At 69.8% G+C, this 16,783-nt stretch carries 13 protein-coding genes; 10 read left to right on the plus strand and 3 right to left on the minus strand.

Translation table 11 applies throughout. The annotated features are described in order from the left end of the window. Window positions 1-54: 54 nt before the first annotated feature. Complete coding sequence (locus O1R50_RS00180) at window positions 55-2,268, minus strand: HelD family protein (RefSeq protein ID WP_270107797.1); 2,214 nt, start codon at window positions 2,266-2,268, stop codon at window positions 55-57. A gap of 272 nt (window positions 2,269-2,540) precedes the next feature. On the opposite strand from O1R50_RS00180, the gene O1R50_RS00185 reads away from it, so the two are divergent. The 9 genes from O1R50_RS00185 to O1R50_RS00225 all read left to right on the plus strand — a co-directional run bounded on the left by O1R50_RS00185 (window position 2,541) and on the right by O1R50_RS00225 (window position 13,906). Next, entirely contained in the window at window positions 2,541-4,106 is a 1,566-nt protein-coding gene (locus O1R50_RS00185; protein WP_270107798.1) for a sodium-dependent transporter, read from the plus strand. Beyond that, window positions 4,103-4,213 carry a methionine/alanine import family NSS transporter small subunit gene (locus O1R50_RS00190; protein ID WP_270107799.1) on the plus strand — a complete coding sequence of 37 codons (111 nt, stop codon included), beginning with the start codon at window positions 4,103-4,105 and terminating at the stop codon, window positions 4,211-4,213. The genes O1R50_RS00185 and O1R50_RS00190 overlap by 4 nt, the downstream gene beginning before the upstream one ends. Window positions 4,214-4,633: 420 nt before the next feature. After that, window positions 4,634-6,229 carry an ABC-F family ATP-binding cassette domain-containing protein gene (locus tag O1R50_RS00195; RefSeq protein WP_270107800.1) on the plus strand — a complete coding sequence of 532 codons (1,596 nt, stop codon included), beginning with the start codon at window positions 4,634-4,636 and terminating at the stop codon, window positions 6,227-6,229. Between the two features lie 99 nt (window positions 6,230-6,328). Continuing rightward, on the plus strand, window positions 6,329-6,835 hold the full coding sequence (locus O1R50_RS00200; protein WP_270107801.1) for a hypothetical protein: 507 nt from the start codon (window positions 6,329-6,331) through the stop codon (window positions 6,833-6,835). A 71-nt stretch (window positions 6,836-6,906) separates the two neighbouring features. Then, complete coding sequence (gene hrpA / locus O1R50_RS00205; protein WP_270107802.1) at window positions 6,907-10,800, plus strand: ATP-dependent RNA helicase HrpA; 3,894 nt, start codon at window positions 6,907-6,909, stop codon at window positions 10,798-10,800. 186 nt (window positions 10,801-10,986) lie between these two features. After that, a complete protein-coding gene (locus tag O1R50_RS00210) occupies window positions 10,987-11,964 on the plus strand; it encodes an ATP-binding cassette domain-containing protein (protein ID WP_270107803.1) in 978 nt (325 codons plus the stop codon). Then, window positions 11,961-12,764 (plus strand): ABC transporter permease, encoded by an 804-nt coding sequence (locus O1R50_RS00215; protein WP_270107804.1) that lies wholly within the window; start codon window positions 11,961-11,963, stop codon window positions 12,762-12,764. Before O1R50_RS00210 ends, O1R50_RS00215 begins: the two co-directional genes overlap by 4 nt. A gap of 33 nt (window positions 12,765-12,797) precedes the next feature. After that, a complete protein-coding gene (locus O1R50_RS00220) occupies window positions 12,798-13,163 on the plus strand; it encodes a DUF5655 domain-containing protein (protein ID WP_270107805.1) in 366 nt (121 codons plus the stop codon). An 80-nt stretch (window positions 13,164-13,243) separates the two neighbouring features. After that, on the plus strand, window positions 13,244-13,906 hold the full coding sequence (locus O1R50_RS00225) for a hypothetical protein (protein ID WP_270107806.1): 663 nt from the start codon (window positions 13,244-13,246) through the stop codon (window positions 13,904-13,906). A 186-nt stretch (window positions 13,907-14,092) separates the two neighbouring features. Here the strand turns inward: O1R50_RS00225 and O1R50_RS00230 are convergent, their stop codons facing one another. After that, window positions 14,093-15,001 carry an EamA family transporter gene (locus tag O1R50_RS00230; RefSeq protein ID WP_270107807.1) on the minus strand — a complete coding sequence of 303 codons (909 nt, stop codon included), beginning with the start codon at window positions 14,999-15,001 and terminating at the stop codon, window positions 14,093-14,095. A gap of 131 nt (window positions 15,002-15,132) precedes the next feature. Here O1R50_RS00230 and O1R50_RS00235 point away from each other — a divergent pair, with 131 nt between their 5' ends. Continuing rightward, entirely contained in the window at window positions 15,133-15,636 is a 504-nt protein-coding gene (locus tag O1R50_RS00235; RefSeq protein ID WP_270107808.1) for a MarR family winged helix-turn-helix transcriptional regulator, read from the plus strand. A 31-nt stretch (window positions 15,637-15,667) separates the two neighbouring features. On the opposite strand, the gene O1R50_RS00240 is transcribed toward O1R50_RS00235, so the two are convergent. Beyond that, window positions 15,668-16,576 carry an MBL fold metallo-hydrolase gene (locus O1R50_RS00240; protein ID WP_270107809.1) on the minus strand — a complete coding sequence of 303 codons (909 nt, stop codon included), beginning with the start codon at window positions 16,574-16,576 and terminating at the stop codon, window positions 15,668-15,670. Between the last annotated feature and the right edge of the window lie 207 nt (window positions 16,577-16,783).

Here is a 16,783-nt window from a genome sequence, read left to right on the forward strand (position 1 = left end):
AGCGGGCGCCGTGCCCCTACACCTGCTGAACAGTCTAGGAGCTTCGTACGACTCTCACAGGACCTCTGCGCCGGGGAACACGGGCTTGTCCGGCGCCACAACGCCGAGCCGCTTCGTGGCGCGGGTGAGCGCCACATAGAGGTTCCGCAGCCCCGAGGCCGCGATCGCGTCCGGGTCGACGACGATCACGCTGTCGAACTCGAGTCCCTTGGCCTGCTTCACTGTGAGCACCGACGCCTCGGCGATGCCCGCCAGGCCCGCGGCGCGCTCGGCCGTCGTCACGATCGCGACGCTGCCCTCGCCGACCGCGGCCTTCTCGGCCGACACCAGTGCTTCGACCCGCTCGTCGAGATCCTCCTGGGCGATCTCCAGCCACGGCCGGTGCCCCGATTCGCGCACGGAGCGCGGCCGCGCCGCCTCCACGTCGATCGCGTCGAGCACGCGCGTGGCGACCTCCATGATCTCGGCCGGGGTCCGGTACGACACGGTCAGCTGCTCGGCGCGCCAGGTGAGCCCGGAGTTCCCGAACACCTGGCCCCAACTCGTCGGAGCGGTGGGCCCGGCGGCCTGCGCGAGGTCACCGGCGACGGTGAAGGACCGCGTCACGCAGCGGCGCAGCAGCGCCCGCCACTCCATAGGGGACAATTCCTGGGCCTCGTCGACGATCACGTGCCCGAAGATCCAGCGCCGGTCGGCCGCCGCCCGCTCCGCCACGGAGACGAACGCCTCGTCCACCTGCCGCTCGCCGAGCCAGAACTCGTCGATCACGTCGGTGGCCTGCAGGATCTCCGACTCCTCGTCCTCGAAGTCGAACGAGGCCGAACCGGCGGCGATCGTGAGCACGTCCTGCGCGTACGCGATCTGCTCGGCGGTCAGTTCGCCCGCCCGCTGCTTCACCTCGATCTCGCCCAAATGCTCAGCGGCCTCATCGAGCAGCGCCACATCCGCGGCGCTCCAGCCGCCCGGCTGCCGGAGGAGGAGCGCCCGCTCCTCCTGCCGCAGCACCGCGGCCGCCGACGCGATCAGCTCCCGGGACGCGAACAGGTCCTCCAGCAGCTCCTTCGCCGTCAGCTCGGGCCACAGCACCTCGATCTGGCCGCGGATCATCGGGTCGGAGGCGATCTCGACCGCGAACTGCGCCCGGTCCTCGAGACCCAGCAGGTTCTCCCCGCCGAGCGGGTCCTCGCCGATGATGTCCGCATACTGCGTCGCGAGGTCGGCGATCACGCGCTTGTGGAAGGTCTCGCGGGCCTCGTTATGCGGCAGGCCCGTCTCGCGGGCCGCATCGCGCGCCGCCGTGATCTTCTCCGGCCGCAGGTACAGCTCGTGGCCCTCGAAGTCGACCGGCACGGGCTCGCGCGGCACCACCTGGCGGTCGGCGACCGCGCTGGCGATGACGCCGGCCATCACGGCCCGGCCCTTGATCGCGGCCACGGCCTCGGTCTCGGGGCGGTCGGCGACGACGCCGGGGAACAGCTGCGCGGGTGTGCGCAGCAGGACGTCGGTCTCGGCCAGGCCCGGCAGGACCTCGGAGATGTAGCGGAGGAACTGCTTGCCGGGGCCGATGATGAGCACGCCCTGGCGCTTGAGCTTCTCGCGGTGCTCGTACAGCAGGTAGGCGGCGCGGTGGAGCGCGACGGCGGTCTTGCCGGTGCCCGGCGCGCCGTCGACGATCATGACGCCCTCCAACGGGGCGCGGATGATCCGGTCCTGCTCGGCCTGGATCGTGGCGACGATGTCCTGCATCGCGCCGGTGCGGGCCGCGTCGAGCGCCGCCATGAGCGCGCCTTCGGAGCCGATCGTGGATCCCGTTTCGCCCGCGGCGTCCAGGTCCAGGACCTCGTCGTTCACGGAGCGGAGGCGGCGGCCCTTGGTGTGGAGGTGGCGCCTGCGGCGCACCCCGGCCGGGGAGGCGGCGGTGGCGAGGTAGAACCGGCGGCCGGCCTCGCTGCGCCAGTCGACGAGCATCTGCTCGCCGCCTTCGGCGTGGATCCCGATGCGGCCCAGGTACATCGGCACGTCGGAGGCGAGGTAGTCGAGCCGTCCGAAGCACAGGCCCTCCTCGACGGCGTCGAGCTGGGCGATGCGGCGGTGGTACAGGTGCGTCTCGGCGTCGCGCTGCGAGCGCTCCTGGTCGTTCTCCACGTGCTTGCGCCGCGACTCGTCGAGCCGCTCGTCGGCCTCGCCGCGGAGGCGGTCGAGGCGCGCGTACAGCTCGTCGAGGCGTTGCTGCTCGAACTGAACGGCCGGAGTGATGGCAGCGGACACGGCTCTCCTCGGATGCGGAGCGGACGGGATTGAAATCGAAGGTGCGCGAAAGGTGCCGGGCGCTGCGAGAGTGGTGAGCTCGCCAGTGCCGCTGAGCGTCGGGCGCAACTGAAAAAGCTTAGCGCTCGCGGGGCGGCATCGTCTCGTCCTCGGTCCCCGCGCACGCCTGACGAAGATCACCTTCGGGTACTCGCGCGCTCCAGTGGTGCAGACTTCGCTACGGTATAGGCCGATATCAGCGCCCCGACCCCGATGTACTGGAGAGACTGCCGATGGCGAGAGAACCGAATATCAGAGAGAACTGGGGGAGCCGCCTCGGGTTCATCCTGGCCGCCGTCGGTTCGGCGCTCGGGCTGGGGAACATCTGGCGCTTCCCGGGCGTCGCCTACGAGAACGGCGGCGGCGCGTTCCTCATCCCTTATCTGGTCGCGCTGTGCACGGCGGGCATCCCGCTGCTGATCCTCGAGTTCACCATCGGGCGCCGCTTCCGGGGCTCGGCCCCGCTCGCGTTCCGCCGCCTCAACAAGAACACCGAGTTCATCGGCTGGTGGCAGGTGGCGATCTCGATCGTCATCGGCGTCTACTACGCGGTCATCATCGCCTGGGCCGCCTGGTACGCGTTCTTCTCGCTGGACCAGCAGTGGGGCGAGGACCCCGCCACGTTCCTCATGGTCGACTTCCTCCAAGCCGGGGGGCTCTACGACTTCGGGACCTGGCTCCCGGGCCTGGCCGTGGCGCTGGCGCTGGTGTGGCTCGCCACCCTCGCGGTGATCGGCGCGGGCATCAAGAGGGGCATCGAGGCCACCAGCAAGGTCTTCATCCCGCTGCTGGTGGTGCTCTTCGGCGCGCTCCTGGTGCAGGCGCTCACGCTCGACGGCGCGGTCGACGGCCTGAACGCGTTCTTCACGCCCGACTGGGAGGCCATCCGCGGCGCGCAGGTCTGGCTCGCCGCCTACGCGCAGATCTTCTTCACGCTGTCGGTCGGCTTCGGCATCATGATCACCTACGGCTCGTATCTCAAGCGGAAGTCCGACATCACCACCTCCGCGTGGACGGTGGGCATGTCGAACTCGTTCGGCGAGATCCTGGCCGGCATCGCGGTGTTCTCGGTGCTGGGCTTCCTCGCGCTCGAGACCGGAGTGCCGATCGAGAAGCAGTCCTACGCGGGCGTGGGCCTGGCGTTCATCGCCTTCCCGGCGATCATCAACACGCTGCCGTACCTGGCGGGGCTGTTCGGCGTGCTCTTCTTCGTCTCGCTGGTAGTCGCCGGCTGGGCCTCGCTCATCAGCGTGGTCGAGGTCCCGGTCGCGGCGTTCGAGGACCGCTTCGGCTGGGGCCGCAGGAAGGCCGTCGCGATCGTCGGCGGCGTCATGGCCGCCGCATCGCTGGTGCTCTTCCCGACGGTCAACGGCCTCATGGTGCTCGACGTGACCGACCACTTCATCAACAACTACGGCATCGCGGTGGCCGCTCCGGTGGCGATCATCGCCGTGGTGTGGGTCCTGTGGCGGTGGCAGGAGCTGCGCGACGACGCGAACGCCACCTCGACGTTCAAGATCGGCCCGATCTGGTTCGCCTGCCTGGGCGTGATCACGCCGCTCGCGCTGGCGGTCATCCTGTTCTTCAACGTGCGGGATCTGCTGGCGGCCGGGCCCGACAGCCCGCTCGCGGACTACCACGAGTATCAGGCGTTCGGTTGGGCCGTCGCGGGCGGCTCGCTCGCGTTCGCACTGGTCATGGCATTGGTGCTGCGCCGCAAGGAGGCGCCGCCGGCCATCCCCGAAGAGGTCTTCGACGACGCCGGGTACGTATCGATCGAGAAGGAGGTCGACCTGTGACTCCCAGTGCCATTGCGATGATGATCGTCGCGCTCGCGGTGGTCGGCGGCGGTCTGCTCGTCTCGATCATCGCGCTCGTCAGGAATCCCGAACAGCACGAGGACTGACGTCCGTCGACAATGGCCGCACACGAAGCGTGTGCGGCCATTGTCGACGTGCGCGACTGTCAGGTTCCTTTCTAATTCGGTTCCCCCCACCGGTTCCGCCGGCGTGTGGAGGCAGTCCACCGGCTGCAAGATCGCCCCCGATGGCCACTGGCCGCCTGCCCCGCAGGGCGGCCCGTGGCGCGCGTCTCGCTTGACGCCGCCGCGGCGCTGGCCTACCCTTGACGACGTCCTTGTTCCCGACGTTAGGCACTCACTTGAAGCTCTAGGTCGTAGACATCGCGCCATCACGTCTCTGTGCACGTGACCGGTGTGTCTTCGATCAAGAGGGTGCCCATTCCCGGGGGGATGTTCCCTTTACGCCGTTTCCGGCGCGATGTCTCTCATCTCGATTCCGTTCAGCATCGACCTGAGAGAGGTCTCATGACCACCTATATCAACGTTCAACAGCTCCGCTTCCTCTGGCCCGAAGGCGAAAGGGTCTTCGACGGGCTCGACGCCGTCTTCTCCGACGGCCGCACCGCGCTCATCGGCGACAACGGCACCGGCAAATCGACCCTGCTCAAGCTCGTGGCCGGTCTGCTCGAGCCCGAGTCGGGCACGATCTCGGCCTCCGGGCTCATCGAGTACCTGCCGCAGGAGCTGCCGCTCCGCTTGGGCGACACCGTGTCCGATCTGCTCGGCATCGCCGGGAAGCGCCGCGCGCTGGCCGCCATCGAGGCCGGGGACGCGGACGAGGCCAATTTCAACGTGATCGGCGAGGACTGGGACTTCCTGGACCGCTCCCGCGTGGTCCTCGACGAGCTCGGCCTCGACCACGTGGACTTCGACCGCACCGTCGGCACCCTGTCCGGCGGCGAGTCGATGCTCGTGGGCCTGGCGGGCCGGCTCGTCCGCCGTCCTGACGTGCTGCTGCTGGACGAGCCGTCGAACAACCTCGACGGATCGGCGAGAAAGCGCCTGTACCAGGCGATCCGGCGATTCAACGGCACCCTCGTGGTCGTGAGCCACGACCGGGCGCTGCTGGAGCACGTCGACGCCGTAGCCGAGCTCTACAAGGGACGCATCCGCGTCTTCGAGGGCAACTACAGCGTGTACGAGCAGGCCATCGAGGCCGAGCAGGAGGCCGCCGCGCGCGCCGTTCGCGACGCCAGGCAGGACCTCACCCGCCAGAAGAAGGAGCTCATCGCCGCCCGCACCCAGAACGACAAGGGCGCCTCGTCATGGCGTCGCGAGCAGGCTCGCGGCGGCACGCCGAAAATACTGCTCAACGCCAAGAAGAACGCCGGCGAGGTGTCCTCCGCGAAGCTGCTCAACGCCAAACTCGAGGACGTGGCCGAAGCCCGCGACCGCCTCGACGAGGCGGAGGAGAGCCTGCGCGACGACGGCGGGATCAACATCGACCTGCCCGAGACCAGCGTCTCCACCCACCGCGACATCGTGATCCTCAAGGGGCTCAAGGTGAGCGACCTGTACGGGGAGGGCCTGGGCCTGCACCTGCGCGGACCCGAGCGGGTCGCGGTCACCGGCGACAACGGCGCGGGCAAGACCACGCTGCTGCGCGCCATCGCCGACGCCGCCCGCGTCCCGCACGGGTTCCTCACCCAGCGGCTGGAACTGCTCGACGACGACGCGAGCGTGCTCGACAACGTGCGCGCGAAAGCCCCCGACGCCGCCGAGAAGCTCCTGCGGACCCGCTTGGCCCGCTTCGGGATGCGCCGCGACTCGGTCTTCCAGCTCGTGTCGACCCTCTCCGGCGGCCAGCGCCTCCGGGCGGCCCTCGCCACGGTCCTGTCCTCGCAGCCCGCGCCGCAGCTGCTGCTGCTCGACGAGCCGACGAACAACCTCGACATGAGCTCGATCCGGCAGCTGCAGCAGGCGCTCACGGCATTCCAGGGCGCCCTCGTGGTCGTGAGCCACGACGAGGCGTTCCTCGACGGCCTCGGCCTGACCCGCCGGGTGGAGCTGACGCGGGGGGAGGGGATCGCGGTCGACGTGCCCGTGGCGGCGGGCGTGTGAGCCGCGGCGGCCGTGTCCACGCCGGACACGGCCGCCGCAATCCCGAGGCGGCGCCCCTCGCGGACCGATACTGGGTTCGCCACTGACGAAGGAGTGCCGATGCCGCCGATCCGAGCCCTGACCGCCGCCGCGGTCGTCCTGACCGGAGCCCTCGCGGGCTGCGGCGGCGAGGACCCCAAAAGCGACGACCTGGGCGGGGCCTGGACCGCCACGCTCGCGGTGACGACCGCCTGGAGCGAGATCGCCCCGCGCGCGACCGGCACCGCCGACGTCTCCTCCACCGGCAGCACCTCGGTGCGGCTCGCGGTCACCGGCCTCGCTCCGGGCACCGAGTACATGTCGCACGTCCACGACGGCGGATGCGACGAGGACCCGCCCGGCGGCGGCCACTGGCTCGCCGACCCCGACGGCGAGGACGCGGCCGGGAACATCATCGAGCTGTCATTCACCACCTCGGACACCGGCGTCGGCTCGGCCACCGTCTCGAGCGACCTCATCCTCGACGAACGGGCCCGGAGCGTCGTCGTCCACGCCCCGGAAGCCCTCACCTCGTCCGAGGGCGCGGACGCCGACCGGGTGCTGTGCGGGAACCTCGACGCCGACTGACCGGCCTCGGTCACTGCGCGGCTTAATGGATGGCGCCCGGGCGGGCCCTCCGCGTATCCTTGACGATCGTCATGCCCAGCAGCGTCCCTGAAACCCGCACCAGCCTGCGCGAGCGCGTCTTCGCCCTGCGTACGGCCGATCAGCGTGCGCTGCGCCGCCGACTGCGCGAGGCCCGCGAACTCGAAGGCCCGGCCCGGACCGAGGCCTTCGCGAAGCTCGAGGCCGAGGTCGAGCGGAAAGAGGCGGCGCTGGCGGCCCGCGCGGCGGGCGTGCCGAAGATCGTCTATCCCGAAGCGCTGCCGGTGTCGCAGCGCAAGGACGACATCCTCGAGGCGATCCGCGACAACCAGGTCGTGATCATCGCCGGTGAGACCGGCTCGGGCAAGACCACGCAGATCCCCAAGATCTGCCTCGAACTCGGCCGCGGGGTCCGCGGCATGATCGGCCATACGCAGCCGCGGCGGATCGCCGCCCGCGCGGTGGCCGAGCGCATCGCCGACGAACTGGGTTCGCCGCTCGGAGAGGCCGTCGGCTGGAAGGTCCGCTTCACCGACCAGGTGTCGGACAACAGCTACGTCAAACTGATGACGGACGGCATCCTGCTCACCGAGATCCAGCACGACCGGCTCCTGAGCGCCTACGACACGATCATCATCGACGAGGCGCACGAGCGCAGCCTCAACATCGACTTCATCCTCGGCTGCCTGCGGCAGATCCTCCCGAAACGCCCGGACCTCAAGATCATCGTCACCTCCGCGACCATCGACCCCGAACGCTTCTCGAACCACTTCGCGGGTGACAGCGGCCCGGCCCCGATCCTCGAAGTCTCCGGCCGCACCTACCCCGTCGAGATCCGCTACCGGCCCCTCCGCGACGAAGACGGCGAAGAGCAGCGCGACCAGACCGACGGCATCCTCGACGCCGTCAACGAACTCGGCCGCGTCGGCGACGGCGACATCCTCGTCTTCCTCTCCGGCGAGCAGGAGATCCGCGACACCGCCGACGCCCTCGAGAAGGCCAAACTCCGCCACACCGAGGTCGTCCCGCTCTACGCGCGCCTCTCCGCGCAGGAGCAGCACCGCGTCTTCTCCTCCCACACCGGCCGCCGCATCATCCTCTCCACCAACGTCGCCGAGACCTCGCTCACCGTGCCGGGCATCCGCTACGTCATCGACGCCGGGTACGCGCGCATCTCCCGCTACTCCGCCCGCACCAAGGTCCAACGCCTCCCCATCGAGGCGATCAGCCAGGCCAGCGCCAACCAGCGCGCGGGCCGCTGCGGCCGCGTCGCTGAAGGCATCTGCATCCGCCTCTACTCCGAGGACGACTTCAACTCGCGGCCCGAGTTCACCGACGCAGAGATCCTGCGCACCAACCTCGCCAGCGTCATCCTCCAGATGACCGCCGCGAAACTCGGCCGCGTGGAGACCTTCCCGTTCGTCGACGCCCCCGACTCGCGGAACATCAAGGACGGCATGGACCTCCTGGTGGAACTCGGCGCGCTCGAGGACGTGCGCAGCGGCGAGCGGCGCCTCACGAAGGCCGGGCGCGACATCGCGCGCCTGCCCATCGACCCGCGCCTGGCCCGCATGATCCTCCAGGCTCAGCACGAAGGCTGCGTCCACGCCGTCGCCGTCATCACCGCCGCGATGTCCATCCAGGACCCGAAGGAGCGCCCGGCCGACAAGCGCGCCCAGGCCGACCAGTCCCACGCGCGCTTCAACGACCCCGACTCCGACTTCTCGGCGTACCTGAACCTCTGGCGCTACCTCGAAGACGAGCGCAAGACCCGCTCCTCCAGCTCCTTCCGGCGCATGTGCAAACAGGAATACCTGCACTACCTGCGCATCCGCGAATGGCAGGACCTGGTGCGCCAGATCCTCGGCGTCCTCAAGAGCCTCAAGATCCCCATCGAATCCCCCGACGCCACCCCCGACCCCAAGCGCGTCCACACCGCCCTCCTCGCCGGGCTCCTCTCCCACATCGGCGTCAAAGAGGCCGACACCCGCGAATACCTCGGCGGCCGCAACGCCAAGTTCGCGATCTTCCCCGGCTCCGGCCTCGCCAAGAAGCAGCCGCGCTGGGTCGTCGCCGGAGAGCTCGTCGAGACGAGCCGCCTCTGGGGCCGCGTGTGCGCCAAGATCGAACCCGAATGGGTCGAACCGCTCGCCGAGCACCTCAGCAAGCGCACCTACTCGGAACCGCACTGGTCGAAGAAGGCCGGAGCCGTGCTCGCGTTCGAGCGCGTCACGCTCTACGGCGTCCCGATCGTCGCCCGCCGCAAGGTCAACTTCGGACGCATCGACGTCCCGGTCAGCCGCGAACTCTTCATCCGCCACGCCCTCGTCCAAGCCGAATGGGACACCCACCACAAGTTCCTGGCGCGGAACCTCGCCAAGATCAGCGAGGTCGAAGAGCTCGAGAACCGGGTGCGCCAGCGGGGCCTCCTCGCCGACGAGCAGACCCTCTTCGACTTCTACGACGAACGCCTCCCCGCCGACATCGTCTCCGGCCGCCACTTCGACGCCTGGTGGAAGAAGGAGAAGGACAAGACCCTCCTCGACTTCGACGAGCAGCTCCTCCTCGGCGACCGCGCCGAGAGCGTCGCCGCCGACTCCTACCCCGAGGTCTGGACCTCCGAAGGCGCCGACCTCGAACTCGACTACGAGTTCGAACCCGGCTCCGCCCGCGACGGCGTCACCGTCGCCGTCCCCCTTCCCGCCCTCCAGCAGCTCGACCAGGACGCCTTCACCTGGCAGGTCCCCGGCCTGCGCGCCGATTTCGCCGAAGCGCTCATCAAGAGCCTCCCCAAGTCCCTGCGCCGCAGCTTCGTCCCCGCCCCCGACTTCGCGAAGGCCGCCGTCGCCCGCATGGCCCCCGCCCCCGGCCGGCCGATGATGCGCGCGCTCGCCGACACCCTCAAGTCGATGACGAACGTGCACGTCCCCGAGGACGCCTTCGACCTCACCAAGGTCCCCGGGCACCTCCTCGTCACCTTCCAGGTCAAGGACGAGGAAGGCAAGGTCCTCGCCGAAGGCAAGGAACTCGGCGCCCTCCAGCGCCAGCTCGCCCCCAAGACCCAGGAGGCCGCGTCCGAGGCCTTCGACCTCGAACGCACCGGCCTCAAGACCTGGGACTTCGAGGCGCTGCCGAAGCTCCACGAGACCCCGCGCAAGGGCTACACAGCGAAGGCCTACCCCGCGCTCGTCGACGAAGGCGGCAGCGTCGGCGTCAAGGCCTTCCCCGACCCCGCGACGCAGGCCGCGAACATGTGGGCCGGCACGCGCAGGCTGCTGCGCCTCAACTGCCCCGACCCGCGCCTGAAGACCGTGCTCACCCGCAATGAGCAGCTCGCGCTGGCGACCGGCCCGTACGCGAACGTGGATGCGCTGCTCGCCGACTGCGTGCGGACGGTGCTCGACAAGGTGCTCATCGAAGGCGGCGGCCCGGCTTGGGACCGCGAGGGTTTCGAGGCGCTGCTGAAGCGTGCGAAGCCCGAGGTCGCGGGGGAGTCCGCCGCTGTGACCCGCAAGGCCGCGGCGGTGCTGACCGAGGCGCGGGAGGCGTCCCGCCTCCTCGAGGGCAAGTTCGCCCTGAACGTGCTTCCCGCGTTGAGCGACATGCGCCGCCAGCTCGAAGGGCTCGTGGGTGCGGACGGCTTCGTGGGCGCGACCGGCTGGTGGCGGCTCGACGACCTGCTGCGCTACGTGAGGGCCATCGGCTTCCGCGCCAAGCGCGCGGTGGCCGACGTCGCGGGGGACCAGGGCAAGATGGCCGTGATCCAGTCCCTTGAGGCCGAACGGGACGCGCTCGCGCGCGCCCGGCCCGCCGCCCTGCGCTCGGGCGAGGGCCGCGAGGTCCGCTGGATGCTCGAGGAGCTGCGCGTCAGCTTCTTCGCCCAGCAGCTCGGCACCCGCTACCAGGTGAGCGAGAAGCGCATCCGGAAGCTCCTCCAGACGCTCTAAAGGGCATTCGCTCGCGGGATGTCACACCTCGGGTGCATGATCGAACTCCGGCGTACGCCGCGCACGGTACGGCGCATCGCCACCACAACGGGGATGTCAAACACGCGTCAAGATGACATCATGATTCCGGGTGCACGCCCGGAAGCCAGAACCCTTCCACCCGACACCACTCCGAAGGAGGACGAAGTGTCGCAAGACAACGCCATCGAAACCGAGGGCCTGACCAAGCACTTCGGCGACCTCGTCGCCCTCGACCACGTCGACCTGGCGGCCCGCACGGGAACCGTGCTCGGCGTCCTCGGCCCCAACGGCGCGGGCAAGACCACCATGGTCCGCATGCTCGCCACCCTCTCCGAGCCCACGGCCGGCACCGCCCGCGTCGGCGGCTACGACATCGTCAAGGACGGCGCGCAGGTGCGCACGTTCATCGGCCTCACCGGCCAGTTCGCCGGCGTCGACGAACTGCTCACCGGCGAGGAGAACCTGCGGTTCATCGGACGCCTCCTCGGCATGCCCACGCGGGACGCCAAGGCCCGCGCGCGTGAACTGCTCGCCCAGTTCAACCTCTCCGACGCCGCCGAGAAGCCCGCGAAGGCCTACTCCGGCGGCATGCGGCGCCGCCTCGACCTGGCCGCGAGCCTCGTCGGCCGCCCGCGCATCCTCTTCCTCGACGAGCCCACCACGGGCTTGGACCCGCGCGCCCGCGGCGAACTCTGGGGACTCGTGCGCGGCCTCGTCGCCGACGGCACCACCGTCCTGCTCACCACGCAGTACCTCGAAGAGGCCGACCAGCTCGCCCACGAGATCGCCGTCATCGACCACGGCAAGGTCATCGCCACCGGCACGCCGACGCAGCTCAAGGCCAAGATCGGCGGACAGAGCCTGCGCATCCAACCCGAGGAGCACGGCCAGCTCGACACGGTGCGCGACCTCGTGGCCGCGCGCTTCCCCGACCTCGAACCGGTGGTCGAGGCCGGAGCGATCACCATCGGCGTCAACGACGACGGCATCATGCCGGCCCTCGCCGCCGACCTCCGCGACCGCGGCATCGCGCTCACCGAGTTCCACCTCGGCCTCTCCAGCCTCGACGAGGTCTTCCTGACCCTCACGGGACGCCGCACCGAGACCGACGACGCCGACGAGACCGAGGAGGCCGCGAAATGACCGCCGCAACCATCGAAGCCCCGGTGATCCACCGGCCCGGACTCGGCGCCACCGTCAGCCAGGTCCTCTCCATGGCCTGGCGGCAGATGGTCCGCATCAAGCACAACCCGTTCGAACTCGTCGACCTGAGCCTCAGCCCGATCATGTTCCTGCTGCTGTTCGTCTACGTCTTCGGCGGCCAGATGGCCGGATCCACTTCGGACTATCTGCAGTACGTCCTCGGCGGTCTGATCGCCCAGAACGCCATCTTCCTCACCATGTACACCGGCACCGGCATCAACGCCGACCTGCGCAAGGGCGTCTACGACCGGTTCCGGTCGCTGCCGATCGCGCGCTCGGCGCCGCTGGCCGGGAAGATCTTCGCCGACATGTTCAAGCAGGTCTGGTCCATCGTGGTCATGCTCGGCCTGGGCCTGCTCATGGGCTTCGAGCTGCGCACGGTCGCCGGCGCGTTCCTCGCGGCCCTGGTGCTCGTGGTCTTCGCCCTGGCCATCTCCTGGATCTCGGTCCTGATGGGCGTGGTCGCCGACTCGGAGGAGAAGGTCCAGATCTACGCCTTCGTGATCATCATGCCGCTGACCTTCACGTCCAGCGCCTTCGTCGACATCAACACGATGCCCGGCTTCATGCAGGCCTGGGCCAAGGTCAACCCGGTCACGCATCTCGCCGACACCATGCGGGGCCTGCTGTCGTTCGGGCCGATCACCGAACCGCTCATGTGGACGTTCGTCTGGGCCGCGGGGATCTTCGCCGTCACCGCACCGCTGGCGATGCGCGCCTACAAGCGCAAGATGGTCTGACGAGCGAGCGACGGCCCGGGAAGGCGGCGCGAGATGACCGGAGAGTGGCGTCCGGGCGACCTCTTCGAGGGACACCCCGAGGGTCTCGCGCTCTATGAGGACGTCGCCGAAACGGTGGCCGCGTTCGGCGAGGTCGAAGTTCGGACCGGCAAGAGCCAGATCGCGTTCCGTCGCCGCAAGTCCTTCGCGTTCGTATGGCGGCCCGGGCGGTACCTCGACTCGACGGTGCCGGCCGTGCTGTCGATCGCGCTTCCCGAACGCCTCGACTCCGATCGCTTCAAGGAGGTGGTACACCCTTCGCCGAACGTCTGGATGCATCACCTCGAACTCCTTGGGCCGGAACCGATCGACGCCGAAGTGCGGGCCTGGCTCGAGACCGCCTACCGCGCGGCGGGCTGAACCAGGTGGTGCAACCTTTCGGACGGTTCAAGGCATATAGAGAGCGACAAGGTGATCGGACCTACCGAAAGGCGACCATCATGGCCTCATTCAAGCGCTCCGTGATCGTCGCGGCCTCGGCCGCGGCGGTGCTCCTCCCGGCGACCGCGGCCGCCGCGCAGGACCCGGGGATCCCGGCCGATGGCTGGGACTACTCCGAGCAGTGGGACTTCGTCGAGGACGAGTTCACCGCGGAAGCCCACGAGGAGACCGAGGAACAGCTCACCGAGCACTTCGAGGACTGGACGTTCGACGCGTCGCTGCCGATGAAGCGGCTCCAGAACTACTTCATCGACGGCCAGAACGAGACGCCGGTGCAGCGCAAGTTCCGCGCCGACTTCTACGTCGACCAGACCGGCGAGGGCCTGGAGACCGCCCTGTACCTGCCCGGCGGGATCACGAACGGCATCCAGGACGTGTCCGGCGGCGACGACTTCGACATGCACTACCTCCTGCACTGCCGCGAGAGCGACACCGAGTGCGGCGAGGTCGAGCTCGAGGACGGAACGGTGGTCGCCTGGACGACCGACACGACCTACATCGAGGCCGCCGCGTTCTTCCCCGACGGCTCCGTCGCCACCGTGTGGTGGGGCGACATGGACGGCAACGAAGTCGACGTCACGGTCGACCAGATCGCGGGCCTCGCCGCCGACCTCGACACCGAGCCGGTCTGGGAAGCGCTGAAGGACGACTCGGACTCCTAGGTTCCGCCATCCCGCCGCAAGGCGGGGACTCGGCAGACGGCATCGCGGCCCGGCGCATTTCGCGCCGGGCCGCGATGCTGCCGGGGCCTAAGCGGGCGAGGCCCGTGGGGTCCGGGGCCGCGAGGGGCCCCCGGCCCCGCCCCCCGCCCCCCGCCGCCCCCCCCCCCCCCCCGCGATGCTGCCGGGTCATACGCGGGCGAGGACCTTCGGCTCCGGGGCCTCGATGAGCCCGGGCGCCTTCGGCTTCGCCTGGAGCTGGGCTGCCACCGTCGCCGCCAGGGCCACGGCGAAGCCCGCAGTCTGCCAGGCCGAGAAGGTCTCGCCCAGCACGATCCACCCCACGGTGGCCGCGGTGAGCGGTGAGAGCAGGCCCAGGAAGCTCAAGGGCACGATCGAGAGACGGCCGATGCCGCGGAACCAGAGCCAGTAGCCCAGGGCCGTGTTGACGATGCCCAGGTAGAGGTAGCCGAGCAGGTTCGTGCCGGTGAGCGCGGGGATCGCCCCCTCAGCGGCGAAGGCCAGGGGGATGAGCAGCAGTCCGCCCGCGGTGAGCTGCCAACCGGCCAGGGCCGTCGCTCCCGCGTTCTCCGGCATGCCCCAGCGCTTGGTCAGGGTCACCGCGATCGCCATGGAGACCGCGCCGCCGATGCCCGCGGCGGCGCCGATCGGGTCGAGCGCCGCCTCGGCCGTGAGGACGACCATCGCCACGCCGCCGACGCCGGCCAGGCCCAGCAGCCAGGTGCGCAGGCGCACCTTCTGGTGCAGGATCAGCAGCGTCGCCCCGGCCGTCGCCAGCGGCCCGACGGCCGCGGCCACCGCCGCGACGCCGCCCGGGAGGCGGTAGGTCGCGATGAAGAGCAGGGCGAAGAACGCGGCGATGTTCAGGGTGCCGATCACGGCCGACTTCCACCACCAGGAACCTCTTGGGAGCCTTCGTGACAGGAGTACGAGCAGGAGTCCGGCGGGGAGCGCCCGGAGCATCGCGGTGAGGAACGGGCGGTCGGCGGGAAGGAATTCGGTGGTCACCACGTAGGTGGTGCCCCACATGACGGGGGCGAGGGCCGTGAGGAGGAGGTCCTTCGTGCTGCGGTTCATGGTGGCTCCTTGGGGTAGCTTGTCAATAAGTAGCTTACTCTCAAGCTACTTGAAGTCAAGATACTTCCGATTGAGTTGCCTCACGTTGAGGTACCGCCGACCCCGGGCGCCCGGCAGGGCAGAATGAGGCCATGGAGCAGGACGCGGTCGACCGGATCACCGAGCAGTGGCATCGGGAGCTGCCCGACCTCCCGCTCGAGTCCATGGCGATCTTCGGCCGCATCCACCGGATCTCCACGAAGCTCGGCGAGCGGCTCCACCGCCTCTACGCCGAGTACGGCATCGCGCGCAACGAATTCGACGTGCTCTCCGCCATCCGCCGCTCAGGCGAACCGTTCACCCTGTCGCCCAAGGAGATCAGTGCGACCCTGATGCTCAGCTCCGGTGGCCTCACCGGCCGTCTGGACAAGCTGGAGGCGGCCGGGTTCATCGAGCGCCTGCCCGACCCCGCCGACCGGCGCGGCCTCAAGGTCCGCATGACCGAGCAGGGCCGAGAAGCGATCGAGGCCGCCGCGCGCGCCGGCGTCGCGTTCCACTCGGAGAAGCTCTCGGTCCTGAACGCGGACGAGCGCCGCCAACTGGACGCACTCCTGCGCAAGCTGCACGCGAACTTCGAGGATCAGCCCTTCGGCTAGAGACCGGGCGGCGGCCGGAGCCGCCGCCGGTTCACCGGCGCATGTCGATGTCGTAGTCCAGGACGTCGTAGACGATCACGGGCGGCGGCAGGCTCGGACCGGGCTCCGCGACGGCCGCCTGCGGCTCCGGCGGCGGGGGAGTGAGGGCCTTGCAGCGGTCGAGCGCCGCCCGCATCTGCGCTTCACCGAACGGATTGTGCGCCAACGCTTCCTCCTCGGAGAGGAACCCCTGCGCCACCTCGGCGCACAGCCGCGCCATCTCGGCCAGGTCGCGCGCCTGCGCCCTCGCCCACCAGTAGTCCGCCGGGTCCCCGTGGCCCGGGACGACCACCTTCGGCTTCCAGCTCAGCAGGTATTCGGCCGCCTGCGGCCACTCGTACGGGAACGCCCCGTCGTACGAGGGCGCCGCCCCGTTCTCCAAGAGGTCCCCGGCGAACAGGACGCCCGCGTCGGGCACCTCGATCACCATGTCGTTGTCGCTGTGCGCCGGGCCGACCTGGCGCAGCACCACCGTGCGCCCGCCCAGGTTCAGCCCGATCGCGCCCTTCACCTGGCAGTTCGGCGGCACGAGCTTCGACCGGGCGATGCGCCGCGCGTCCTCCTCGCGGCCCTCCCGCCGGTACCGCGCGGCCCAGGCCGTGCGCTGCTCGTCGCCCCGGCCGATGTACTGCGCGCCGTCGCCCACCGCCCAGACCGCGGACTCGCCGAACGCGGAGGTCCCGAACCAGTGGTCGAAGTGGTCGTGCGTGTACGCCACCTGCCACGGCAGGTCCGTCTTCTCGCGGATCGCCGTCGCGTACTCGAACCCGGCCTCGGCGCTGATGCCGGTGTCGATCACCAGGCAGCAGTCGTCGCCGATCACCAGTCCCAGCGTCTGGTCCAGTTCCTTCAGGCGCCGCGCCCACACGCGCGGGGCCACCTCGATCCACCGATCACTCATGGGCGCAATGGTATGCGGTCCATGCGCGAACATATCGACGCCGATCACCGCGTACACAGGGGGGAGCGAGGCGCGTCGCTTTGCGGAGGGCCGCCGGGAAGTGCCTTTCCGGCAGGTTCTACGTTCGTTAGGGAGGCGCCGAAATCGTCGATCACGGTCCTTGAACGCAGCGGGGGAATGCGGCGCGATGAGCCGCCGAATCCTGTT

The organism is Glycomyces luteolus (assembly GCF_027622875.1).
Classification (GTDB): Bacteria; Actinomycetota; Actinomycetes; order Mycobacteriales; family Micromonosporaceae; genus Glycomyces; species Glycomyces luteolus.